This is a genomic window from bacterium (assembly GCA_035505375.1).
Taxonomy (GTDB): domain Bacteria; phylum Hydrothermota; class Tepidihabitantia; order Tepidihabitantales; family Tepidihabitantaceae; genus UBA2258.
In genome coordinates this window covers 186,983-212,375 of the sequence record DATJQV010000075.1, presented here as the reverse complement: position 1 = coordinate 212,375, position 25,393 = coordinate 186,983, and the positions used below count along the sequence as shown (strand labels likewise).

Below are 25,393 nucleotides of genomic sequence, written 5' to 3'. Positions count from 1 at the left end.
GGTTCTATGCCTGATGAGGGGTTGTTACAAGTGAGATGTTGGGAGAAGGCAGATCACCCAATCTGCCCGGCATCGCGGACCGCGTCATGCGACTGGCCGTTCAAACCTGACCGGTCTCCCGACAATCCGCACTCAACCTCTACCTCAGATTATCTCCGTCGGTTCGCGTGTCAAGAGAAACCAAGTGCCCTGCTGGGCCACGTGTGTTCATTGGAATAGTGGATACGCACGGGCAGAGACCCTCCGTCTGTACCGAGCCATTCGCCCACGGGCAAAGCCCGTGGGACTCTGCCCTTCGGGTTACTCTCGATGTAAGCCGGCAGGACGCTGAGAACTGCCCTAACCGCCCGCTGGTTGTCAGTCCGCTCTTGGCCCGCTGCACCATCCATGTCAGCAGACCTCCATTCTTTGAGGATCTTGAACGCCAAGCGCGCTGGTCGTTTCTGACGGGCTCATGGCGACGCCCCGCTCAAGGAAGCAGGACACCAATCTAGCCCAGATGGCATTTCCTCGTTCCATGGTAGAAACGTGATGACTTGTCGACGTGCTTCGAGCGATCGCAGCGAAACGACCAGCAGAAGGCATAGCGAAGAGCACCGGAGTTGCGTAAGGACTCTGCGGTGGCGACAAAGGAATGGCGCCAAACGCCAACCCCTTCGCCGTCCGTCAGGCCGAGCGTCCGCAGTATCGCTTCCAGGGCAGCACGTCCACTCCAGAGATCGAACAGCTATTACTGCCTCGCCCAGTTTCCAGCGGACGGCCCCCTTGTTGGTCCTTGCCGTCGAGGATTGGGCGAGCTCCGAGCTTCGGGACCTTCCCGGTCTTGTCCCTCCAACGATTCCAATATCTCGCAAGGCCAGTCAGGCACCCGGGGCCGCAGCTGAAACGCAGGATCGCATACGCGGTCCGGAGCAGTGGCGCCTTGTCCCGGTCCTTCTTCGCTGCCGTCTCGACCGACGCGGCAGAATCGCGATCACATAGCTGCCGGCGATTGCCACAAAGAAAGCCTGATCCCACACTCACGCCGTGCAACGACGCCGGCCTTGTCTCCCACCGGAGACCGAGTCTCCGAGGTGATACAAACCGAGTATTGTTGTCACAACAAGCGTCAAGCCCATGGACAGTGCGACGAACAGGTGTCGCAGTCTTGCACCAAGTCCAGCGACGAGGCCACGTTCGCTCCCGACTGCGTCCTAGGTACCGGACCCGAAACCGCTTCATCTTGCAGCGCGGCGGTGGCGTTCCGGCGACAGCACGCGGTCGAGCCCCGCCGCGTGCCCACATGGGGCCCGCGCGGCGCAGCGGGCACGAACTGACCGCGCGCCCCATGTCTAATCCGCGATGGCGAAGCTCCTGACGCGAAACCCTGACGTGCCGTCATGCAAGTCCGTGAACCTCAACCCAATACGCCCTAGCACGGAGCGTCCTTTGCACGACCGCGGCGATTGCTTGGATGGGCGCTTGCCGTACGGACCGGCCCCGGCAGCAAAGCGCCAGTCTTGTATCCAGACGGAAACTAGTCGTCTACAGACTGCCGCAAATTCATGCACATTGTAAAGAACGCGGTCGAGCCAGCATTCAAAAACGGAAGGCCGTCTATCCCACACAGCGTGGGCGTTCGGCCCGGCGCAGGTTCTTCGTCACCCCTGGTGCGACGCAACAGTTGTCGCATCTCGTCAGTGCTCGGACCGTGCGTGCTGGCGAGCTCGCCGTGCAAGCCGCGGGAAACGGCGACCATGCACTTGACGGCGTCATCAGTCTCTGCAAGGAGACTGCGCGTTGAGGCAGCGAACTCCTGTGGGTGTGCATGCAGGTGCTCAAGAACGGCCGCGGCGTCGTTGTCAGCCTTGCCTCTGGGCAACGGAAGGCTTGCCCTGAGACGTGACGTCGAGTAGAATGGTCTTGCGCCCGTTCATCCGTAGTGGAGTCGAAAGATGTACTGAAGGAAGATCATGGTTCGCCCAGGTCAGCAGCGTCTCGGGGAGAGCCTAACAGCTACCCCTTGTATCTGTTCGGAGACAATTTTGAGAGTCCGTTTACTCTAGAATGCAATCGGGTCAGGTCCGCAGCTCTTTGGCACGGAAGCTGCAACAGGCCAATCGTGGCCCACCAATGTGCCGTTACCCATCCGGGCGCGGCCTGTCAGTTCTCGGATTGGCAAGAGGTTACCGGGGCGGGTCGGAATGACGCAACATCCATCCTCAGCGTCCGGTCTGTCTGTCCAAGTGCAAGAACATGCCCCACTCCGGCATCCATGCAACGCGTCCCGAGAGGTCGAGGGCAGTGGATGCCCAGGGGCAGAATCCGGGGCACTTTCGGACGTCAAGTTCCAATTGTATCGACCTCAGGGTCGCTCCAGCTTTGATGTGAACAGCAGGCGTAGGACCATGACGAGGGAAGAATGCGCGGAAACCGCAAGGCCGAAACGACCGCTCGAGTATAAGATTGTTCAAGGCAATGCCGGCCGTGCTGTTCTTGTCGGCAACGGCGGTGGGCTAGACGAACCGATTGACACCGAGGCAGTGGTCATGTCTTGGCGTTCCGCCCATGATTGCCTACGCCACGCTCCTCGTCACGTGGCCACACCCGACTCAGCTATGCGGCTGGATCATCGCTGTGCAATCTACGCTAACTTCAGCCTGGACGCTTACGAGAGGTAGCATCTATGTCAGAAATCGCCGGAAGACACGATGCTATGTCGAGAGAGCGGAGTTCCCTAGACCCAACTGCGCCGGGGCCATGGGATATCATGTCTGGAAGAGCCCGTTGCCGTCCACGCGACGCAGCGGAGCACCAACTTAGGAGACCTCTATGAGATATTTGTTTCTGCTATGTGGCCTGTCCTGTGCGGCATTCGCTACGACCTATTACGTCGCCACGACGGGTAGCGACGTCAACGACGGCAGCTCAGTGCACCCGTTCCTGACGATTCAGAAGGGCATCAATTCGGCGGCGAGCGGCGACACAGTGTTTGTCGAAGCCGGGTCTTATAGTGAGTGCGACACGTTCCGCACCGACAATGTGGTCGTGCGAGGTGACGTGTACAACGATGGGAGTCCTGCCGTCACGATGGACGGGACAAGACCGGTTACGACGACATGGCTTGCTGCACCATCAATCGGGGCCGGAGTCTACGAGGCCACGAATGTAACCGGCCCAACGTATGGCCCCTACATCGTCATGCAGGACTCCGAGCAATTCCTGAAGGCCTACATGGATTCGGTAGGTGACTATATGCCGGGGACTGGCCGGCAGATGCTTGCCTACGATACGAATAGGTATTGGCATCCGTTCGGCATGTCCGAGTCAACCCGCTTCTGGGACGACCTACGCTGTCTATTCTGCAACAGCAATACCGGAGATACAACCTACATCCGGTTCAGGAACAATGTTAATCCGAATACGCTAACGCTACGGGCATCGCACTGGAACGAGGGTTTCTACATCGAGGGCAAGCGGAATATCACCGTCGAACATCTGAAGATGGTAGGCTATGCCGACGATGTACTCGGATGGGACTGTTCGCATCTGACTATCAAGAACTGCGTCCTGCGTGGCGGGTTTGGCCGAGTCCTAGTTGGCCCAAAGACGACAGAAGCCGATAGCTGCACCTTCATCAACAACGACATTGCGGGCGGCATGGACACGACTATGCTGTTCGGGGAGTGGGAGGGGGGCGGTTATGCCCGCGATACGACTCGGCGGCACTGCGCGTCATACTGCTTCAGGAAGTTCGAGAACGCCGATGTCGGTGATGTCAACATTCAAGGGGGCACTGGGCATACGATTTCAGGCAACCGGCTCCATGACAACTTCGGCGCTATCCTGCTATCATATTCGACGCGGCACACGAGCGTATTCAGCAACGCCATCACTCACACATCAGGACCGGGCGTCGAGAGCTATCCGAATAATGATAGTGACCTCATATACGGAAACACCTTCATTCACTCCGCCATCAGCATCAGAATATCAGCGATTGGCATGGGCGGAGTGGACACGAGTCGGCTGGTCTACTTCTACAACAACACTTCCTATCAAGATTCTGACGCCGGGGCACATATCTTCTTTCACAAGATGGGCGGGTGCGACAACAACATCATTCACGGTACTGCTAAGGCTCCCCGCGTTTGGTTCTATCACAACAGCTTTTCCGGTGGGGCGTATGCGCTCAATCCGGTTTGGCCCGCCTGCGAGAGCATGAGGGTTGTCAACAATGTCTTCTCATCTGGGATGCTGACATCTAACTCTGACAGGTTTTCCAATGGCGATACGACTTGCTTCGCCGGCTTCGACTACAACTTCCTGGGGGGACTATACAGCTATTGGGGCTATATGAAGTTTGCCGGATACGACCGACATAATCAGTGGAGCACGGATACCATCCTTGGCAATGAAGCCCATCAGGTCTGGCCCCTGAACGTGCGGCATGATTGGCTTGTTCCTGACACGAGCACTGCCCGAAAAGCAGCGCTCGACCTATCGCATAAGTTCGTACTCAGGGGTGTGACCTACTTTCCCCTGCCCGGATTACCTGCTGTCGGGCAACCACTGGACTTGGGCGCGTTTGAGCAGCGATACACCGTTAATTCTCTTGACGTTGGGGTACAGTCCATTGTCGCACCGGTCGGCACCGTTGACTCGGGCGCAACCATCACGCCGCAGGCCCGGGTCAAGAACCTAGGCACGTCCGTCGTGACATTCCCGGTCACTTTCCGCATCGGTACGAGTTACTCCAATACCCAAACCGTTTCCAAACTCGCATCCGGCGATTCCGTGATTGTGTCGTTTCCGGACTGGACCGCGGGTCAACGCGGCACCTATGCCACGCGTTGCTCGACCGAACTGGCCCAAGACATACATCCCGAAAACGATAGGGCAACCGGCATCGTAAGCGTCATCGTCGCCGGATGGTACGGATGGTCCCAGGTGACCAGCCTGCCAGCGGGTCGGGAGGACAAGCCTGTAGGGGTTGGCGGCTGTCTCGCCTACGATGCGGGCACGGATCTCGTCTACGCCTCAACGGGCAACAGGACGGGCGACTTCTACTCATACAGTGTGCCGCAGGGCACCTGGACGACACTGGCGTCCATTCCGCTGGGCGCGGACAAGAAGGCGCCGTACACGGGCTCGGTAGTCTGCTCGGACGGCCATGGCGAGCTTTACCTGACCAAGGGCAACAACACGGCCGGGTTCTGGGGCTACGATGCCGATACTAAGGCGTGGACTCAGCTCACGAACGTCCCGAAGGGTTCGTCGGGCAAGAAGGTCAAGCATGGCGCTGGGATCGCCTGGGCGACCAAGCACGGCGTCGGGAATGTGTACCTGCTGAAGGGCTACTGTAACGAGTTCTACAAGTACAATCCGACGACCAACGGCTGGACCCAACTATTGGATGCTCCGATCGGGCTTGCGAGCCACGTCAAGTACAATGATGGTTCCTGGCTGGTCGCGGATGCGGATGCGGGTCACTACCTGTACGCCTTCAAGGCGAAGTACCACGAGATGTATATTTACGACACGGACGCAGACACTTGGAGCCAGGCAAAGCGACCGATGCCGATACCGGGGACTGCGGGTTGCAAGAAGGCGAAGGACGGTTCCTGCGCGGCGTGGTACTCCGGGAGTCTCTACGCCTTTAAGGGCAACAATACCACCGAGTTCTGGCGCTACTTCCCGCTCGGCGACTCCTGGCACACTCAAGACGACATCCCGCTCGTTGGTACGAGCGGGCAGCATAAGAAGGTAATGGCTGGAGCGGCCCTGACAGGGGCTCGTGGCATCGGGCTATTTGCCTTCAAGGGCAACCGGTCACTTGAGTTCTGGCGCTACACGCCGTACGATGTGGCGGCAGCCGTGGCTCAGCCGGACCGCGGAGGCGTGATGGCCTACAGCACGAGCATCGGGAACTTTTCGTTCACGATTACCCCGAATCCGCTGATGGGCGGACTGACGACGGTGCGGTACAATCTGCCCAGAGCCGGCTTGGCATGGCTGCGTGTCTACAATGTTGCCGGGCAACAGACCATGACCTCTCACCTCGCTCTAGCTCGAAGCGGAGTCGCAAGCCTGGATCTCCGGCACATCAGTAGCGGCGTGTACCTTGTGAAGCTATCGAGCTTCGGCTTTGAGGCTTCGCAGAGGCTGGTCGTGCAGCGCTAGCGGCACGACGTAGGTCGCGGCGGTCCAGCGCGCGGACTGCCGGGGCCGGCAAAGTCCCGACCGGTCGCAGCATACTGACCGACGTCAGCCGGCACGCTTCGGGGCGCGGCTCGATCCCTCCCGTCTATTCGACACCCCCGCCCGCGAGTCATGGAAGTCTGTGCCGCAAAAGGAGTCGAATGTCCAAGGCGGTACTTCTGACTATCCGCGGCAACTGCTGTATCTCGCCGTCGTAGTGTCACGCGCCTGGAGGCGATCCACACCGCCCCGGCCACCGGATTGCCAATCCGGTGGCGGCAGGTTCGAATCGTGTACGACCGATCTCGCCAGCAACTGCTCTTGAGACCCCGCTAGCGTGATACGTCACACGCTTCTTCACATTTGGCCATCTTGCGCATGATGCTCTCGACGGTGGCGACCCAGACGAAGATATGCGGACGCTAGTTGCTTGTGACGATGTAGTCTGAGATCGTCTTCTCCATGGCAGGCACGCTGTCGAAGCTGCCTCGCCGCAGCCGCTTCACCGTTAATTCCCGGAACCAGCGCTCGACCATGTTGAGCCATGATGATGATGTCGGCGTGAAGTGTAGATGGAAACGCGGGTGCCGCCCCAACCGGGTTCTGACCCGCTCCTGCTTATGCGTGCCGTAGTTGTCGACTATCAGATGGAGGTCCAATTCGGCCAGCGTCTCGGCATCGACCTGCTCAAAAAACCGAACTTCGCCTCCCGGAACGTCGGAAGAGTCTAGAGTTTAGCAACGATGCACTTGAGGCCGGGCTGGAGCACAGACTCCTAGAGGTGCTAAGAAGCTGGATGGATGTGGTTAGCACCAGAAGAAGCAACATTAGCACATCAAGCTTGACATTGCAGAAGTTTTCTCTATATTTACCAAACGATGAAAGTTACCAAAAGACTGAAAGTAATGTCGGACGCCGAGGTCGTGGCGAGGGTCGAGGTGGCAATGCGGCAGTTGCTGAGTCTCCAGTCCGCCTTACGTATCCTGTCTTTCAGTCGCCGGGACAGCCACGGCTCACGTCGGTGGCGAGAGGTTGAGCCGGACATCGCTGTCGAGGTCTCGGCGCCGGACGACAAGCGATACGAGTTTCTCATCGAAGCGAGATCCTCTGGTGAGCCGCGCGTCGCCCGGCTCGCGGCCGCCAGATTGCGGGCACTCGTTGCCGCAAGCCGTGCCTCAGGCCGCTCGCGCTACGGCGTGTTTGTCGCACCATACATCTCCGAAAACACTCGTCGTGTGTGTCGGGATGAACATATCGGATTCATAGACCTATGTGGTAACTGCCTGCTTACGGTCGACGGAGCATACATCAGCATGGAGGGGAGACCCAACCTGTTTCGAACCGGCCGAGGGCTCAAGTCGTTGTTCACCCCCAAGGCAGGCAGGTGCGTACGGGTGGTCCTGACCGACACGGGCCGCGAGTGGCGTGTGAGTGATCTGGCAGCGGAGGCGAAAGTGAGTATGGGCCAAGCGTCTCATGTCAAAACTCTGCTACTCGACGCCGAGCTGGCCAGCGAATCGGGCAAGGGTCCTGGCCGACGTTTCCGGCTGGCAAAGCCCGAGGAGCTGCTACTTGAGTGGTCGAAGAACTACTCTTACACCAGAAACAGCCCCACCGAATACTACGCGTTTGAAGAAACCAGGGCTCTTGAACGACGTCTGGCTGCGTACTGCCGTGGCAACAACCTTGACTACGCTTTCACGATCACTTCCGGCGCCGCCCTGATCGCGCCGATGCCGCGCTATGACACGGCGTTTGCCTACGTGTCAGGAAGACAGGATGAGCTTCAGTCGGCGCTTGGGCTCAAGCCGGTATCGGGCGACGCCAACCTCGTGTTTCTTGAGCCCTATGATGAAGGCGTGTTCTTCGGTGTTCGGGAACTGGGCTCAGATCTCTGCCCCGCCGATCCTGCGGCCCCCGCCGGCAGAGTCGTGTCCGACATACAGCTCTTTCTCGACCTCAAGAGCTACGGGGGACGAGGAGAGGTTGCAGCGGACTTCCTGCTTGAACAGAGGTTGCGACCCACATGGCGACAGCTTGTCGACAGCGCACGGCAGTGACCCGACGGACAGGGGGGACGGGAGTACTCACGATCTTCTGCGAGTACACCAGGCACAGCCCGAGCCCGTTCGCGCAGGCCGCAGCTGGACGCAATGCTCGTGCGTCCCTGCGGACACCGCGGGCGGGAGCAGCCGACATCGCCAGAAGTTCTTACACGTGGAGGCAATCATATGCAATGCGAATTCCTGAAGCATAACGGCGAGCGGTGCGGGGCCCAAGCCATGGTGGGCACCACCCACTGCTACATACATAATCCGTCAATAAGCGCCGATGAGAAGCGTGCGGCTCAGGCACGGGGTGGCCGGACGCACGCGCCAGTCTTGATGGAACCCATTCCTGTCATGCCGGTAGATGCGCCAATCGACGTAGTAACACTTCTGGCCGACACCGTTGGCCGCGTGCGGTCGGGCGAGCTCGACCCCAGAATCGCGAACTGCATCTGCGCATTGGCGGGGCAGCTTCTGAGGGCCTTCGAGATTGTTCAGACGGCCAGTCGCATAGAGAAGATAGAGCGGTTCATGTTGAACCGCGAGGCAAGGAGCTGACAGCATGCGAAAGAACGTAAACATGAACCCAGGCGTATGGCCGATTGGTCCCTGGGAGATTGCAGCCTTGTTGACATTGGACTACTTCGAACGGATCACGATGAAGCGGAGTCTCCTAGCTCCGGGCATAGCATGGCGGCTCAGAACCAGCGTGAAGTCAGCAGACATGCCAATCTACGCCCGCATCGGCGATGTCTGTGAGCGATTAGTCCGCGATCTCGCGCCTGCCCACTACCTCATCAGCGGACTATTGGTCAGTACGCTTGAGCTGGAGCGAATCCTGGACCAATTCTGTCTTGCGGCCGTCATGACCGAGGAGTCAGGTGACGAACTGGACGGAATGGGTAGACGCGGCGATAAAGTCAAGGCGGCCATCGGCATCAGCCTCCTCTGCAGTGCGCCTCTCGCAACTGCTTCGGGGCCCTCGACCCGTAGTGATATCTCGTTCGACCTTGCCACTCCAGCAGTTGGGCTTGAATTGCTGGAACGCGCCCGCCACGCAGACATAACTGGCCTTGTTCGGCACTTCAGGCAGACAAACGCTATACGAGCACGATTCTGGCGTGAAATCCTTGCCTATCGGGAGCTGTTTGCGCTCGCAGAATCGGTGTTGGGTATTGACAGCTGGCGGAAGATGTTCGAAATCACAATGCCCGGCCTGCTTCGCGCCGCGGGTCGCCTCGAAGCCAAGGCTATCTACATGGATTGCCGGCTGCGGCGGCAAGTCAGGAACAACACCGACCCGCTGAGGAATCCGGCTGCCCGGCGGCTCAATGAGGCAACCGTGGAAACATTGAGCGAAGCCGACCTGGCGATCCTTCGTGTCTACTACCCAGAAGTGGAGTTTGGGCTGCACAAGCTAGATGAGGACGCAGCCATCTCTAGTCTTCTGGATGCAACTGGGGTGCCAGAGGATCCTGATCGGCTCATCGAACTGCTCGCCGGGCGTATTGAGGCGTCGCGCGAGGAAGCAATCGACGCAATAGAAGAGATCGTGGCGAGGATGATGTGCACGGACCCTACCGGAGACCTAGTTCAAGACCTGGTCCCAAGAATACCCGCGTTTGTGACTAGGCTGCTTGCAGAGTGGCCTATCGACTACGGCCACTACGCTACAATAGACCTAACCGAGATAGCGAACTGGCCCAAGGGCGGGTCGACCAGGGACAAGGCACGGCACTGGCTTGCGGAAGGGACTCGGCCTCCCATCTACCTGCTGAGCCGAGAGGAGCCGTCCCTTGTTAAGAGAGTGCTGGCGAAGCGAGAAGAGCTGATGCCTACTGTCAGCAGAGAAGTCTCAGGGCCCACGACCTACGACGGCTTCTTGAGGGAATGCGTCTTAACTGACAGAGAGCCGATGATGGGCAGCGCCACTGGAGGGGAAGATCTCGAGCGGCTTAGGCGCTCCTTGGAGGAGCTCCGGCGGCTCCGGACGTAATCAGTCGCGGCGGTCATGCTAGACGCCGTCAGTACGCTCTTCTGACGAGGCAGAATCTCAGCGTGTTGTTTCAGAGATAACGAGGTCGTCCTGCATCGTCGACTATGCTTGGGTTCAAACTCAGGTCGGCCGTCTCCACGGCCATCTCAGTCTGTCCGGGCCTCTTCGGCCGCCTTGGGCGCGCATGGCGCAGCCCTCATTCGGTAAGTTCAGTTATGGGGGGAGGGGGTAGGTGACCCCCTGACCCGCTGGAGCGGGCTAGGTCTGGTCGCGCACCAAGTAGGCTGGCATGAAGTCCCGACGCTCGCCGCACTTCTGCCGTCTACCTTTGAGTTCGTCGCCAGTAGCATAAGACCGAGGGCTGTCAAGGGACATTGACTTGAGAGGCTGATCGGATGGGCCGGGCAGGAGGCGCATGGATCCTGTACCTCGTGCTTCGGCGAATGGGCCGTGCAGGATTCGAACCTGCGGCCACCGGATTAAAAATCAGGTGCTCTTCCATCTGAGCTAACGGCCCAACGGTTTCACGTTGGAGATTGTAGTTTCATGTGCGCGGATGTCAAGAGTCGGCTAGCCGGAGTCGTCTCTCCTCTGTATGGGGATTGCGGACGCCGGCGCAGTGCCGCCCATCTGCGAGTGAGAGCTCCGAGACGGCGCTCCGACCCTTGAGCTTCGCCCGCCGGCTTGAGTCCTCGCGGCGCAGTCGCTATACGGAGGACCGCCATTTCGGCATCGCCCCGTCCACCGTCTCGGCGCGAGCATTGACTGGGAAAGGTCGATTCCGAAGACTGGCAACCGCACCCATGGCGAGCAATGGTTGGGGACCATGACATCGGCAGGCTACCTGGACCGAACTGCCTTAGCAGGGTCCGTGCCAGCATGACTGGAATGGCGCTTTCTCCATGGTTCTTCCCGTGTCGCCAACCTACCCCCGCAGAGACAAGCGTCCGACGGATCTGCCGTCTAGATAACTGCCGCGGGTCCGATGCAGCGCTAAGTTACTGGCTTATAAACTGATAGGCTTGTGACAGAGAGTGGAGCATTGTCGCACCGCATTGTCGCACCGATGTTTGACCGAGTGGGAGAGCTGTGCTATGATTGTTCTATGGCTCAGACCGAACCGTTCCGGGCATCGCAGTTGTTGGCCGACCGGTACGAGGTGATTGCCAGACTTGGAGGCGGTGAAACTGCTGAAACGTATAAGGTTAGGGACGCCATCGGCGACCGCTTGCTGGCGCTCAAGATTCTAAGGGAGGACGCCCCCAAGACGGAGGAACGGAGTCTCAGCCGCGAGTTCTACTACCTGTCCCGCTTCACACACCCGAACATCGTCAGCGCGTTCGACTACGGGTCGACTCCCGAGGGCAGGCCGTTCTTCACGATGGAGTTCTTCGACGGCCGGCCCATCACCGCGTTCTTTGCGACCGGCTTCCAACCCGGACTGGTGGATGTCTCCCTGCAGGTGCTGGCAGCGCTCGACCGAATACACGCCCAGGGGCTGATTCACTCCGACCTGAAGCCGCAGAACTTGCTGGTGGCGGATATTGATGGTTCGCCACGAGCCAAGCTGCTCGACTTCGGCCTCGCGGAGCGGCTGTCGCTGTCCGACACCTCGGTTCCGCGAGGAACGCTCGGTTACGTCGCCCCGGAGGTGCTCAAGGGCGTTGACGCCGACGCTCGGGCCGACCTCTACTCGCTCGGGCTTGTGCTCTACGAGGTGGTAACCGGCCGGGGGCCGGGCAAGGAGCGGGACCTTCTGGCCTGGCTTAGAATGCAGTACTACTCCGAATTCAAGGCGCCACGGGAATTCAACCAGAGTATCCCCGAGGATTTCGAGTCGGTGCTTCTGTCGCTCGTCCACAAGGAACCTGAGCGCAGGCCGCGATCAGCGGCGGCAGTGATTGAGGTCTTGTCGCGTCCCGGCGGCGAACCGCTCGGTCTCGCCGAGCCGCAGGGATACACTGCGGCACCGGGCTTCCTGGGCCGCAGCGACGAACTGGCGGGCCTCAAGGCGATGCTGGACGACACGAGCAGGGGAACGGCGCGCGCCGCCTGCATCACCGGTGAGCGCGGCGTCGGCAAGAGCCGGCTGCTTTCCGAGTTCAGGTTCATGGCCCAGTTGGATGGCGCGACTATCGTTTCGTTCGAGCCGTCCTCGCTCGGCGGCGGGAGCCGGTCACTGGTGGGGATGACCCTAGACTACCTGAGCGCCCGCTCCCCGGTCGGCGGGCCCGATGCCGGCGAGAGCCGGGCCGCGACCACCGAGGAGAAATACCGGTTGTTCGATACCCTGGTCGGTGGTCTGAAGGAAATGAGTTCCTCGCCCCGGGTGCGGCACAGCCTCGTGCTGATTGTCGACGACTTCGAGCTTTACGACTCGACCAGTCTCGAGTTCCTGCGCTACCTTGTGTTCAGCCTCGGCAACGAACGGTTGATGGTGCTTGTAGCCGGCGTGAATGAAGCGCGGCTCCTCGACCTGGTCGCGGGGCTCGGACCGGCAAGCAGCTTCCGTCACATGGCGCTGCCGCCGATGGGAGAGAAGGAGGTCACCGCGTTGCTGGCTTCGCTGGTCGGTGAGCTGCCGGGCAGCGAACGCCTGACACAGTGGCTGATGCACGCCACCGGCGGCAGCCCGCTGTTTGTAATCGAGACCGTCCGTTCCCTCATTGACGGCAATGTCCTTGTCCGGCGGGGCAGTCGCTGGGCCCTGGTTGAGGACGCCCTGAGCGCGTCCAGCGCGCCGAGTTCAGTCACCGACGTCCTGCAGAAACGACTGGAGGCGCTGCCGGCGGATGAGCTGAGCGTTCTCCAGGTCGGTGCGACCACGTCCGGACCATTCACCGTGGGTTTCCTGAGCGCGGCACTCGGTCAGGACGAACGGACTCTGTTCAACGCAACTGCGAGACTGAAGTCGCAGGGCCTGCTGCGCAGTTACGCCGGCGACGCGGATGCGTCGTTTGTTCTTTCCAGCAAGATACTGGAGGCGACGGTTTCTGAACGATTGTCGGCCGCGGAGCGGCGCGAGTTGCACCGACGGGTCGCGGAGGTGCTGGAACTGCTGCACCCGGGCAAGCCGGACAAGCTGATTCATGACCTGGCCCACCACTATGCGCAGGCGGGCATCGAGGACAGAGCCTATGGCTATTCGCTGCGGGCCGGGGCTCGGGCGCGGGAAAACCGGCTGAACGAACAGGCGCTGGGTTGCTATGAGGCCGCCCTCGCCTTTTCGGCGCAGGCCCGGTCCGCCCGTGAACGCGTGGAGTTGCTCGAGCGGGTCGGAGAATTGCGTGAAGCTACCGGCAAGTATCCGGAGGCGGTCGACGCCTATTCGCGTGGCATGGCAATCGTCACCGCCGACCCGGAGCTGTCGCAGGACAAGACGCTGATGTCCCGATTTCTGCGCAAGCTGGGACTGGTGCAGCAGAAGCGGGGACAGCACCACCAGGCGCTGGACAGCTTCAACCAGGCGCTGCTGATGCAATCAGACCGGGCTACGCCCTTGTATATCGACATTCTCAGCGACCTGGGCTGGTCGTACATCGGGGTCGGCGGCTTTGGCCGGGCCGAGCAACTCCTGTCCGATGCCCTGCGACTGGCTGAGAGCTTGAAAGACCGGATGCCGGCGGTCTCCGGCCGACTTTCGGCCCGCTCGTTCTACAATCTCGGCGTGCTGGCCTGGTCGCGGGGCGATTCCGTGCTGTCGCAACAGCTGGTTGAGCGTGGCCTCGAAACGTATGAGGCAATCGGTGACAATCACAGCGCCGGCGAAGCCAGCCAGTTGCTGGCGACGCTCTGGTGGCGCCGGGGTGAGATCGCCAGGGCGCGGGAGCACTACCAGCGGTTCCTGTCGCAGCAACGGCGCTCGGGCGAGGTAGACTTCCTCCTGCGTTCACTGCAGGGGCTGGGGATCATCTGCCAGGAAGAGGGGCACTGGACCGAGGCGAATGACTACTTTGCCGAAGCCCTGAACCTGGCCGAGCGCATCGGCAACCGCGCAGCCACCGCCGACCTCAACTCGAACCTCGGGATGACGTGCGACGAACGCGGTGACTGGGACCAGGCGCTGGCCTTCTACCGGCGGGCGCTCGAGCTGCAGCCGCCGGCGTCGGCCGACTCGTACGGACGCCGGGTGGTGGTCATGGCGAACCTGGCCCAACTGCTTACCGGGCGTGGCGAAATGTCGGACGCCGAGCGGCTGCTCACTGAGGCCGAGGCGCTGGCAGCTCAGAATCCGAATCCTGACCTGAGGTTCGTGCTCGGCGTCTGCCGAATCCAGTTCCTGCTCCGGGCCGGGCGAATCGAACCGGCACGAAAAGCTATCGTCGATACGCTTCTGCCGGTCAGGCGCGAGCGCGCCCCGCGGCGCCTGGCCCAGCTTTATACGCTGGCGAGCGAACAGCGACTGGCTACCGGCGATTTTCTGCGGGCGGCCGAGGATGCGCGCCGGGCTCTCGGCTACTGCGGCGACCATACGACGTCGAAAGAGTACGCGATAGCGCTGCGGTTCTCGGGGTTGGCCAAGTGCATGCTTGAACGGGCCGACCGCGGGACCAGGGAGATTCGCCGGAGCATCGAACTGCTGCGGGACATCGGTTCCAGGCACGAACTCGCGCTTTCGCTCATGGCCTCGGCCCTGGCGCTGACCAGGCACAGCCGGGGCGAGATGCCGGTCGACCTGAACATCCCGCTATCCTTCCGCCCGGTCGCAGAGCAGGACGTCAGCGAGGCGCTGGCCAACCTCAGAGAAGCCCAGGCCATCCTTCGCTTGATCGGCGCTCGACCCGACGCGCAGCGGGCCGACGAGCTGCTGGAGACCGTCAACCACGTGTCGTCAACCATGCGGCTCAAGGCGCGCGGCCGGGAAGAGTATCTCAAGGTCTTCTACGAAGTCAGCCGGCTGATCGGCCTGGGACTGGAGAAGGAAGATTTTCTCGAACATGTCCTCGACTCGGTGATCAACGTCATCCAGGCCGAACGCGGCCTTCTTTTCCTCATGCAGCGCGGGAAGCTGGTGCCGGCGGCGGCGCGGAACGTCGACCACACTACCATCGAGGATGCCACTGCGATCTCCCGTTCGGTCCTGCGCCGCGTGCGGCGGCACGGCGAAATGGTTTTGAGCTCCGATGCCATGACTGACCCCCGCTTCAACACTTCGAACAGTGTGCTGCTCAACAAGATCCACTCGCTTCTCTGCGTGCCGCTCACCGTCGAGAACCGGGTCATCGGCACGATCTATGTCGACAGCCGGGTCACCTCGCACCTCTTCCTCGAGGAGGACATGAACCTGCTCATTTCCGTCGCAAGCCTGCTGGCTGCTACCATCGACAAGTCGGCGGCTTTCAAGAAACTGCAGGAGGACATGCTGGCGTTGCGCGAGGACATGCTGGTCGATGCCGCAACCGGGTACTTCCTGGGCCGCTCCCGGGCGATGAAGGAAGTGTACCGGGTGATCGACCGCATCGCGCCTTCCAGTTGCACGGTGCTGCTGACCGGAGAGACCGGTACCGGCAAGGGTGTGCTTGCCCGCCTGATTCACGCGAAGAGCGAGCGCCACGCCCAGGGGTTCATGTCCATTAACTGCGGCGCGCTGCCGGAGAACCTGTTCGAATCCGAACTGTTCGGACACGCCCGGGGCGCGTTCACCGGCGCGGTCAGGGACAAAGAAGGGCTGTTCGAGGCCGCGGTCGGCGGGACGGTATTCCTGGACGAGGTCAGCAACACGACCCTCGGCGTCCAGGCCAAACTGCTGCAGGTTCTCGATGAGAAGGTCACTCGCCGGGTCGGTGAGACCAAGCCGCGGCAGGTGGACGTCCGGCTCATCTGTGCGACAAACCGCGACATCCAGCAAGAGGTACAGACCGGGCGGTTCCGCGAGGACCTGTTCTACCGGATCAACGGCGTTACCATCAATGTCCCGGCTCTCCGCGAGCGTACGGGCGATGTAGAATTGCTGGCCACCTATTTCGTCAAACGCTATGCCGGTCAGCTCAACAAGGCTGTGGACGGATTCGAAGATGCGGTGTTGGAATCGTTTGCCGGCTACGCATGGCCGGGCAACGTTCGCGAGCTGCAGAACGTCGTCGAGCGTTCGGTCATAATGGCACAGAAGAATCTGATCACGACCGACGACGTGGGAACTCAGTTCTCTGAAGTCGAGAAAAGGCCTGACTCCGGCCGTGCGCAGCGGCGGCGTCTTGGGCGCGAAGAAATTGTGAAAGCGCTACGCGAGACCGGAGGAAACGTAAGCCAAGCCGCATATGTTCTCGCCATCCATCGTCGGCAGTTGCAGCGGCTTCTGCAACGCCACCAGATCGACCGAACAAACCCATACTAGGTTCCGCCCGCAGCCTGACGCATTGTTGTAAGATTCTGAGCTACAACCGCTTACAGCGGCACGCCGCGTGGCGCGACAATTACCCGACGTTGGCAGTCGTGCCGGTTGGCGCTGCAGACGTTATCTATCTATCGTATATACGTGCTTTATCTGCTATCCCGCGTCTTGGAATGAGAATTGCCTATGACAGTAAAAGAGCTTCTTAACCCCAGGAGGCCTTATGATGGGAACTCCGTTCCCGATACCGCCGATGCCGCTGCCTATAACACCGCCCCCGTATTGATAAGGGGCATGCTGTAGGTATCTTAATCGGCTAGTCCTTTCGCTGTTTGCGGCCGGCTGAGCCGACTCCACAAGTTGACTCAGCCGGCCTTCTTTTCCGACAGGTTCGCGGGTGAGCGTCTGTGGACTTACCCCGGTGCGCCCCCCGCCGCCACTCGGAGTACTCTCACAACCGTGCAGTAACTCAAGCGCGCCGAGCTCCTCACATGCGTCCGCGAGTGTTGGCCCGCCAATGTCAACGTTGTCAGGAATCGCCTTCCCATCCGAACCCGTCATGCCCAGCAGCCGAGGTCCTTCTCCGCGTCAGGGCGAACTTGTCGCCTCATACGCGCTCAGGCGAATGGAGAAAGGCCGGCGCAGCATCAGTCGAGAGCAGCTTCCTGACCGTTAGGCTGAGGTGTGACGCGCCATCCCGGATTAAGGTTCACTGCCGATCGGGGACCGATTGACTGACTGCTGCGCCGACCTGTGTGAGCTGCCCAGTGCGCTGGGCGCTCTTCTGTTTGGACGGAGGCTGTCGAGGCGGTACAACCTGCCGTTACGGAATCATCATTTCGACCAGAACGCAGAGAAAAGTGATTGTGGAGGATATCGGCCTAAATGCACGATGCATGCCATCCAGCGAAATGGAGTGCGACGACGTAAGTTCCATTGCTTGAACAGTTCCGACATTCGCGCGCCAGGAACATACTCCCGTATGTCGCGGAACTAAGCGACGTTCCGGGTGCGACAAATGCCATTGTCGCACTTGTTGCCGCAGGGCGACAACTGGCTATCAGTTCCAATTCGATCTTCTTGCCATGCCCAAGCCGCCAACCCGAGCAGAACGACCGGCGCGAGGAAGGCGAACTTCCCCGCGCCGGGTCGAAAGAAACGTGGCAGCGCTAAGGTGTGAAAATCAGGGTTACATTGATGGTAGCGTCACTGCCGCTGGAGTTGGCGATAGCCAGGCTCTCTACCAGCCTGGTGACTGCCTGCCCGAAGTCGGAGGTCAGCTCGTTCACGAGGACTTTCGTGCCGCGCACCTGCCCGTCCGCGCCGACCGTGAACTCGACGACCATCTTCCCATGCAGTCCGGGCTGGGATGCAAGCTCTGAGGAATACACCGACCCGAACTCAACCATCCGCTTCTGAAAGGCTGCCTTGACCGTTCGCTCCGGGACGCCGCCCTGGATGTCGATCTTAAAAACCCTTACGGTACTGCTGGGAGGAGGTGGTGGCATCGGCGCAGCCTCCATCTCGTCGGCCTCCAGCTTGGCGGCGCCATTGTAGCTTGCCGGGGCGCTGTACGCCCTGTAGCCGGCGGCCGACTTGCCCATGCCGCCGAACCCGGCCGCGGCACCACCGCCGACCGCGTAGTCGGACACGCCCTGCGGCATGGGCAGCGCCTGTTCGACTACCTCCTGTTTGCCGCCGACGTTCCGCACCTTCTTGTCAATCGCGACGAACGACGTGTACTGGGTAAGCAGGCTGTACTTCAGGCCAAGGGCCGTGACCTGCTTCACGCGGGCCGAGTCTTCGCGGAGGTTGTTGTAGTCGGCGAGAATCTGGACCATGTGTCGGGCCCAGAGATACCGGAGCGCGGAGTTTCCTTCATTCGGACTCGCGTCGGCGACATTGAGCACCTGGCTGTATCTGCCTGAACCTCCGAGCCCGCTGACGGCAATCATCCCTTCCGGGGTCCCGCGCCATTTGCCGAAGATGATTATCGGTCGCTCGGCCATCACGTCGGGAATCGCTTTGGGCTCGACGTCGTAGGCCTGGAATCCGCCGTACGCCACGTCAATCCCGGTCAGCACCGGGCTCTGGATGTACTCGCGGAACTTCTCGGCCTGGGCCGCTGCCGCCTCGGGCTTGTCGATGACGAACGGCTCGCCCATGCCGACGTGCGCCATGCCCTCGATGATGAGACGGTTCACGCTCGAACCGATGCCGAACGCGAACAGGTTCGCTTCGCCGAGGTTCTTCCTTATCAGGTCGAACGCCTCGGTCTCAACCGTGACATAGCCGTCGGTCGCGATGACTATCGTGTGCGAAGCGCCTTCGACGCGAGGCAGAGCAAGAGCGCGCTGGAGGGCAGGAAGCACCTCCGTCCCGCCCGAGCCCTGCTCCTTATCAATGAAGGCGATTGCGTTCTCGATGTTCGCGGGCGTGACCGGGACCGACTTCTCGGCCATCACCGCGCTAACGCCGGAGAAGAGCTCGACGTTGAAGTAGTCGCTGGGCCTCAGGTTCGTGAGCAGGTTGCGCAGCAACGTCTTCGAGATGTCCAAGGGAAACCCGTGCATCGAGCCGGATACGTCAACGATGAAGATGTACTCGCGCGGTGGAATCGCGGTCACATCCACCCGCTTGGGCGGCTGAATCATGGCTAGGAAGAAGTTCTCGTCCTTGCCCTGGTACAGGAGCAGGCCGGACTGAATCTTGCCGCCAGCCAGCCGGTAGCGCAGGATGAAATCGCGGTTGCCGCCCTGCTTCTCCGAAGAGTCCAAAGCAATGGTCGCATCGTTCAGGCCCTCGTACTTGATACTGGTCTTGTGCGACGGGCAGGAAATCTCCTGTATCGGCAACCCGGCGGCAAGCCGCACATTCATGCCGAACTCATAGCTCGGCGCTTCGCCCTCATGGGTGTATGGGCTCTGCACCCACTGGTCGGTCTGCTTCGCATGATTCTCGGGTATGTTGGAATAGCGCGGGCCGACCACGGTCGGGTAGGCAAACTCGTACACCCCTTCGGCTGGGACCAAAAGCTCGGTGTAGGACATCTCGACCGTGATGAAGTCGCCGGGCATGATGTTCGCCACGTTCATCTGGAATACGTTGGGCCGTTCCTGTTCGAGCAGCGATGCGGTCTGACCGTGCTGCTTCGCCTGCTCGTACTCCTGTCGCGCCTTCTCGCGCTCGCGTATCTGGGCGGTGATGGTGCGGTCGCCAATCGTCATCTTCATGGCGTAAACCGCGGCGCGAGTTGAGGCCGGGAACGTGTAGACCGCCTCAATCGGCTTCTTCCCATCGTTCTTGTAGACCTGCTTGACCTTGACGTCCGCAATCACGCCGGCAATGGAAACATCGGCCTTGGTCGAAAGCAAAGGCAGGCGGTCAACGGTCGGGTCGTCGCTCTTTATCAGAAAGTAGGGCGACAGGGTCTTGTCTTCCGCGGGCTTCTCCGCAGGCTGAGCCGAAACCAGCATCGGCAGGACCAGGCACAGCGCGCACAGTGACAGTTTCAGGTGGTTCATTAGTTGCCTCCGTTCGGATATACCGGGACCGGATGCCGCCTATTCCGCACGCAGGATAATAGGCCGGCTGCGCGCCCGGTCAACCGGCGCAGACAAGGAGAGAGCAACCGCAGATTACGCAGATGACGCAGATGGCTCGGACAAGGACATCATCCACAGATTCCGCAGATTCGGGGCCGCGTCTCGCAGCTCGGCAATCTACAATCATCAATCTTGAATCCAGAATGCCCTTGAAGGCTCCCTTGAAAGCTCGCTAGAAAGCTCGTCTCAAAGCTCGCCGGAAAGCATCGCGGAATGCACACTCGAAAGCGTACTTCATAGCATCTTCCATTGCTCAGTTCAAAGCTCGTCACATCGCTTGGTGCATCGCTCGTCGCAGAGCTCAGCGCATTGCCTCTTTCATCGCTCGCTGCGAAGCTCAGTCGAAAGCTCGCGTCAAAGCTCCTCGAAGAGCTCAACTCAAAGCTCGTTTCAAAGCTTCTTTCATGGCTTCTTCAAAAGCTCCCCAAAAGGCAAGCCCCCAGGCGACCCCTATATGCGGGCTTTCCGCGACCCGACGAGGCCTAACCGACTGAGGGCAGTGAAGTTACGCTCTACTGGAGAGAGTCACTAGACCTTCAGTTCTTTTGGCCTCTCTGTGAACCTGGAATCCGCGGGATGAGGAACCTATTTCTGTGTATGGTCGCACGCGTTTGTTGTTGAATCTACGCGTGTTAGATTGGGTTTTTCGTGGCACTTCGTGCGTCGCGTCGGGCTACATCCGAAGTGCCACGGTCCTGGGACAAAGAGCGTGAGATTCGATGGGGCCACCGATGGTGTGTAACAGGCGGGCGAACCTTGACAGTATCTTTCGAACCGTCGCGTTTTGGTCCCATGGTCATCAACAGATTTGGGTTCCTCATCCCGAATCCGCCCGCCCGCGCGTCAGGAATCGCTCATTGCCTGACCCGGACCACGCGGATTCCTCAGGTCCGGTCTCGCGGACGCGGCGGGTCGCTACTTTGAGGGCTCCCAGATGTACTTGCCGGTCTTGTCAATGTAGCCCCGCTTGCCCCCAATCGAGACCCAGGCCAGACCTCCGGAGAAGCCGAAGGCGTCATCGAACTGCGGTTTGATGACGTCCTTGCCGGTCTTGTCGATGTAACCGTACTTGCCGTCAACCTCGACCGCTGCCACCCCTTCGGAGAAGTCGTTGGCTTCACTGAACTGCCGGTTGATTGCGTACCCGCCGGTCTTGTCAATGTAGCCGAACTTCGGGCCAACCGTCGTGTCCACGACCTCGACCAGTGCCAGCCCTTCGGAGAAAGCCCGGGCGCCGTCGAATTGCGGCTTGACGACGAGTTTGCCGATCTTGTCAATGTAGCCCCACTTTTCGCCAATCTCAATGCAAGCCAGACCTCCGGAGAAGCCGGAGGCGTCATCGAACTGTGGTTTGATGACGACCTTGCCGGTCCCGTCGATGTATCCGTACTTGCCGCCGATCTTCGAGGGTGCCAGCCCTTCGGAAAAGTCCCCGGCGAGGTTGAACTGCGAGCTGATGACGAGCTTGCCGGCTTTGTCGATGTACCCGTACTTGTCGCCAATCGCTACAGGTGCCAGCCCGTCGGAGAAGTCCACGGCGAAGTCAAACTGCGAGCTGATGACGAGCTTACCGGTTGCGTCAATGTAGCCCCACTTGTCGCCAACCTGGACCCGCGCCAGCCCGTCGGAGAAATCGTAAGCGGCTTCAAGCTGCGGGTCGATGGCTAGCTTACCCGTCTTGTTGATGTATCCGAACTTGTCGCCAATCTGAACCCGCGCCAGCCCGTCGGAGAACTCCCAGGCGCAGTCGAACTGCGGGCCGATGGCCAGCTTACCCGTTTTCTCGATATAGCCGTACTTGCCGCCAACTTGTACGAGGAAAAGACCGGCGTGTTCTTCCTCCGGCTTCACGTCCTGCGGCTGGGCCTGCAACCCGCAGGGGAGCAGCGTCAGCAACGCCAGCACAGTGACTAGGGTCTGTTTCATGATGTCATGTCTCCTTTGTTTGCGGCCGCCCGGTGGACCGGATGGCTGCTCGCATTTCGTCAGCTCCCTCAGGCTCCGCTGTGTCTCGGCGAGGAAGGAGGTGTACCACCCTCAATCACAACCGCGACCTGGTGCGACAGCGTCCATCGTCATCTTGAGCGCCGCGAAAGGCGAGCAGGCGCTACTCTGTCGTTTCTATCGAGACTCTCGCCACCTTGAAGTCCCCATTGACTCGCAGCATGTAGCCGGTGCCCGAGCTCTGCGACAGTATGACGGAATCGTCCCTGTGGAAATCATCAGGCTGACCGGCGAGAAACTCTGCTCGGTAGGTGACGGCGTCGTTGCCCACGAGCCACGGGCTTTCATCGTTGAGAATTATGCCGCCCGTGTAGTTCAGAGTCGTGATCCGGACCGCAGCCTGGGGGCCGTCCTCGCCGGTGGCACTACTCATGACACCTTCGCCATCGCAGGTCGAGAGATCGACTGTGTCACCTCGGTAGAATTCGGCGGGTTCCCCGTTACCGGACCACTCGCACAGGTAGATGCTGTTTGCGTCGTCAAGAACGAACCAGGGGTGGTTGCTATTGAGTAACTCTCCCTGGATTCCTGCCAGGGCGACAGAGCCGAGTATCGCCATGGATGCAAGCACGCGCATGCTCACAGAAGCCTCCTTGGTTAGATGGCGGACTAGAGAATCACGTCCGGTCTCTTTTGAGGTCGCGTTCATTGCCCGCCTGAAGCGTCTTTCGGGTTCGATGGCCTCCAGACGTACTTGCCGGTCTTGTCAATGTAGCCTTGTCTCCCGATAAGCCCAACCTGCGCCAACCCTTCGCGGAAGTCGTTGTTCTCGTCGAATTGCAGCTTGATAACGAACTTGCCGGTCTTGTCGATGTAGCCCCACTTACCACCCTCAGCGACGCCCCACTCGTCCGACTTCCCGCCAACGTTGACCGTTGCCAGTCCCTCGGAGAAGTCCTGAGCCCCGTCAAGCCGAGGCTTGACTGCGAACTTGCCGGTTCTGTCAATGTAGCCCCACTTTCCACCTTCAAAGAAGCCGTCCTCGTCCGGCTTCCCACCAACGTTGACCGCTGCCAGTTCTTCGGAGAAGCCCCGAACCCCGTCAAACCGCGGCTCGACAACAAGCTTGCCGGTCTTGTCAATGTAGCCCCACTTCCCACCTTCGACGAGGCCGTACCTGTTCGACTTCCCGCCGACGTTCACCGCTGCCAGCCCTTCGGAAAAGTCCCTGGCGTCGACAAATCGCGGTTCGATGATGTACTCGCCGGTCTTGTCAATGTAACCTCTTTTCCTGCCCAGCGTGACCAGCGCCAACCCTTCGCGGAAGCCGTAGGTCTCGTCGAACTGCGGGCTGATGACAGGGTTGCCGGTCTTGTCGATATAGCCCCACTTCCCACCCTCAGCGAAGCCGCACTCACCCGACTTCCCGCCAACGTTGACGGCTGCCAGTCCTTCAGACAAGTCCATGGCGCCGTCGAACTGCGGGTTGGAGACGAAGCTGCCGGTCTTGTCAATGTAGCCCCACTTCCCGCCCGAGGGGTGACCCTCAGAATCTGGCTTCGCGCCAACGTTGACCGCTGCCAGTCCTTCGGAGAAGCCCCGAACCCCGTCAAACCGCGGCTCGATGACATACTTGCCGGTGGTGTCGATGTAGCCCCACTTCCCACCCACAGCTCGGCCGTACTCGTCCGCCTTCCCGCCGACGTTGACCGCTGCCAGTCCTTCGAAGAAGTCATCGGCGTCGTCAAACTGCAGGGGGAGAGTCAGCTTACCGTTCTTGTCAATGTAGCCGTGCTTCGCGCCGTCAAAGACGGGGAACAGACCGGTATGCTCCGGTGCTGGTTGCACGGCCGGCGTGCCCACCGTCTGTCCGTATGACAGCATAGCCAACAGCGCGAGCGTGGCGATCGGGACCTGCCTCATGATGTCATGTCTCCTTTGTTTGCAGCCGCCCGGTGGACCGGATGGCTGCTCTCATTCCGTCAGTTCCTTCAGGCTTCGCCGAATCTCGGCGAGGAAAGAGATGTATGATCCTCAATCACAACCGCAACGTGATGCGATAGCGTCTGCCGTCATCCCGAGCGCCGCGAAAAGCGAGCAGGTGCTACTCATCTTCTTCTATCGAGACCTTCGCCACCTTGATGGTCCCACTGACCCGCAGCATGTAGCCAGTGCCCGAGCTCTTCGACAGTATGACGGAATCGTCCTTGTGGAAATAATCAGCCTGACCATCGAGAAACTCTACCCGGTATTTAGAGTCGTCGTCGCCCACGAGCCACGGGCTGCCATCGTTGAGAATCACGCCGCCCGTGTAGTCAAGCGCCGTGACCCAGACCTCGGCCCGGTGGCCGGCCCCGTCCGCTGAGCTACTCATGACACAATCGCCGTCGCCGGTCGAGAGGTAGACTGTGTCACCTTCGTAGAATCCGACTGTGTCGCCGGAGCCCGTCCACTTGCACTGGTGGATGTGGGATGAGTCGTCAACAACGAACCACGGGGGGGCGCTATTGGCCAACTCTCCCTGGATTTCAGCCAGGGCGACAGAGCCGAGCATCGCCATTGATGCAAGCACGCGAATAGTCACTGAGACCTCCTTGTCAATTTGGCGGACGAGGGAACTAACGTATGTCCCATGCGTTATCATCGGTCGATATCAGGCTGACAAGCAGCTCGTACGTCTTCTTCCCCAGGTCCTTGTACAGGGGGATGAGTTGCACGGGCTTGCCGCCGTCCGCTTCCATTAGGACTTCGTGCACCCAGGGGATGAAGATGCTGGAGTAAGATGGAGCCAGGCCGGGATCCCCGGCAGCTTTCCACACGGCTTCGTGTGCTGCTTCGTAATCGCCCTGGGTCAGAAACGCCGACGATTTCAGAAGGTAGCCCAACGACTTCAGGTCGGCCCCGGATTCTGGGCTCGATCCTTCCGTCTCGACTGCCAAGGCTGAGTCACCGTCGTTCTCTGCGGCTTGGAACTTTCCCATCTTGTAGTAGCAGCAACCTCGGCAAAGATACGCAAGGATGGAGTGGAAGGGGTCGTGTTCCCCAAGCAGTTCGGTGAACCTGTCAGCGGCCTTGTCATACTGCCCGGCCTTCATGTACTGGGCTCCCATCGGTCCCGGCGCGGACGACTCGGCCGACCGTGCGCTGCCTGCGAGCAGCAGTAGAAGCACTGCGGCGGCGGCGATACTCTTCATGCTACCTCCCATCGACTGTGTGACATTCCGGACGATCAGGGTTGCCCTCCCGAGCCCGAGAAACATCCTGAACCAGGGAACCGCGGGGACACGGC

11 protein-coding genes, 1 tRNA gene and 1 pseudogene are annotated in these 25,393 nt (G+C 60.4%); 5 read left to right on the top strand and 8 right to left on the bottom strand.

The window, feature by feature from the left end; translation table 11 throughout:
* Positions 1 to 2,811 precede the first annotated feature (2,811 nt).
* On the top strand, positions 2,812 to 6,162 hold the full coding sequence (locus VMH22_12410) for a T9SS type A sorting domain-containing protein (GenBank protein HTW92495.1): 3,351 nt from the start codon (positions 2,812 to 2,814) through the stop codon (positions 6,160 to 6,162).
* A 350-nt stretch (positions 6,163 to 6,512) separates the two neighbouring features.
* Here VMH22_12410 and VMH22_12405 read toward each other — a convergent pair.
* A pseudogene (locus VMH22_12405) lies at positions 6,513 to 6,881 on the bottom strand (transposase).
* 177 nt (positions 6,882 to 7,058) lie between these two features.
* On the opposite strand from VMH22_12405, the gene VMH22_12400 reads away from it, so the two are divergent.
* The 3 genes from VMH22_12400 (at position 7,059) to VMH22_12390 (ending at position 10,224) form a co-directional block, all read left to right on the top strand.
* On the top strand, positions 7,059 to 8,240 hold the full coding sequence (locus VMH22_12400; protein HTW92494.1) for a hypothetical protein: 1,182 nt from the start codon (positions 7,059 to 7,061) through the stop codon (positions 8,238 to 8,240).
* Between the two features lie 171 nt (positions 8,241 to 8,411).
* Positions 8,412 to 8,786, top strand: coding sequence for a hypothetical protein (locus VMH22_12395; protein HTW92493.1), 375 nt, complete (start codon positions 8,412 to 8,414; stop codon positions 8,784 to 8,786).
* Between the two features lie 4 nt (positions 8,787 to 8,790).
* Entirely contained in the window at positions 8,791 to 10,224 is a 1,434-nt protein-coding gene (locus tag VMH22_12390) for a hypothetical protein (protein HTW92492.1), read from the top strand.
* A gap of 444 nt (positions 10,225 to 10,668) precedes the next feature.
* Here the strand turns inward: VMH22_12390 and VMH22_12385 are convergent.
* Positions 10,669 to 10,741: transfer RNA gene (locus VMH22_12385), tRNA-Lys, on the bottom strand.
* A 588-nt stretch (positions 10,742 to 11,329) separates the two neighbouring features.
* Here VMH22_12385 and VMH22_12380 point away from each other — a divergent pair.
* On the top strand, positions 11,330 to 16,558 hold the full coding sequence (locus VMH22_12380; protein ID HTW92491.1) for a sigma 54-interacting transcriptional regulator: 5,229 nt from the start codon (positions 11,330 to 11,332) through the stop codon (positions 16,556 to 16,558).
* Between the two features lie 1,166 nt (positions 16,559 to 17,724).
* On the opposite strand, the gene VMH22_12375 is transcribed toward VMH22_12380, so the two are convergent.
* The 6 genes from VMH22_12375 to VMH22_12350 form a co-directional block, all read right to left on the bottom strand.
* Positions 17,725 to 20,079, bottom strand: coding sequence for a VIT domain-containing protein (locus tag VMH22_12375; protein ID HTW92490.1), 2,355 nt, complete (start codon positions 20,077 to 20,079; stop codon positions 17,725 to 17,727).
* Positions 20,080 to 21,075: 996 nt separating this feature from the next.
* Positions 21,076 to 22,086 (bottom strand): WG repeat-containing protein, encoded by a 1,011-nt coding sequence (locus tag VMH22_12370; GenBank protein HTW92489.1) that lies wholly within the window; start codon positions 22,084 to 22,086, stop codon positions 21,076 to 21,078.
* Positions 22,087 to 22,267: 181 nt separating this feature from the next.
* Positions 22,268 to 22,747, bottom strand: a complete 480-nt coding sequence (locus VMH22_12365) for a hypothetical protein (protein HTW92488.1) — start codon at positions 22,745 to 22,747, stop codon at positions 22,268 to 22,270.
* 62 nt (positions 22,748 to 22,809) lie between these two features.
* The gene (locus tag VMH22_12360; GenBank protein ID HTW92487.1) at positions 22,810 to 24,027 is read right to left on the bottom strand and encodes a WG repeat-containing protein; all 1,218 of its coding nucleotides are present in this window, start codon (positions 24,025 to 24,027) and stop codon (positions 22,810 to 22,812) included.
* Positions 24,028 to 24,208: 181 nt separating this feature from the next.
* Positions 24,209 to 24,688: a hypothetical protein gene (locus tag VMH22_12355; protein ID HTW92486.1), complete on the bottom strand. Its 480-nt coding sequence runs from the start codon at positions 24,686 to 24,688 to the stop codon at positions 24,209 to 24,211.
* 34 nt (positions 24,689 to 24,722) lie between these two features.
* Positions 24,723 to 25,298, bottom strand: coding sequence for a hypothetical protein (locus tag VMH22_12350; GenBank protein ID HTW92485.1), 576 nt, complete (start codon positions 25,296 to 25,298; stop codon positions 24,723 to 24,725).
* Positions 25,299 to 25,393: the final 95 nt, after the last annotated feature.

Coding starts and splice junctions, on each gene's coding strand:
- VMH22_12410 (HTW92495.1), top strand. CDS start 2,812: ATGAGATATTTGTTTCTGCTATGTGGCCTGTCCTGTGCGGCATTCGCT.
- VMH22_12400 (HTW92494.1), top strand. CDS start 7,059: ATGAAAGTTACCAAAAGACTGAAAGTAATGTCGGACGCCGAGGTCGTG.
- VMH22_12395 (HTW92493.1), top strand. CDS start 8,412: ATGCAATGCGAATTCCTGAAGCATAACGGCGAGCGGTGCGGGGCCCAA.
- VMH22_12390 (HTW92492.1), top strand. CDS start 8,791: ATGCGAAAGAACGTAAACATGAACCCAGGCGTATGGCCGATTGGTCCC.
- VMH22_12380 (HTW92491.1), top strand. CDS start 11,330: ATGGCTCAGACCGAACCGTTCCGGGCATCGCAGTTGTTGGCCGACCGG.
- VMH22_12375 (HTW92490.1), bottom strand. CDS start 20,079: ATGAACCACCTGAAACTGTCACTGTGCGCGCTGTGCCTGGTCCTGCCG.
- VMH22_12370 (HTW92489.1), bottom strand. CDS start 22,086: ATGAAACAGACCCTAGTCACTGTGCTGGCGTTGCTGACGCTGCTCCCC.
- VMH22_12360 (HTW92487.1), bottom strand. CDS start 24,027: ATGAGGCAGGTCCCGATCGCCACGCTCGCGCTGTTGGCTATGCTGTCA.
- VMH22_12350 (HTW92485.1), bottom strand. CDS start 25,298: ATGAAGAGTATCGCCGCCGCCGCAGTGCTTCTACTGCTGCTCGCAGGC.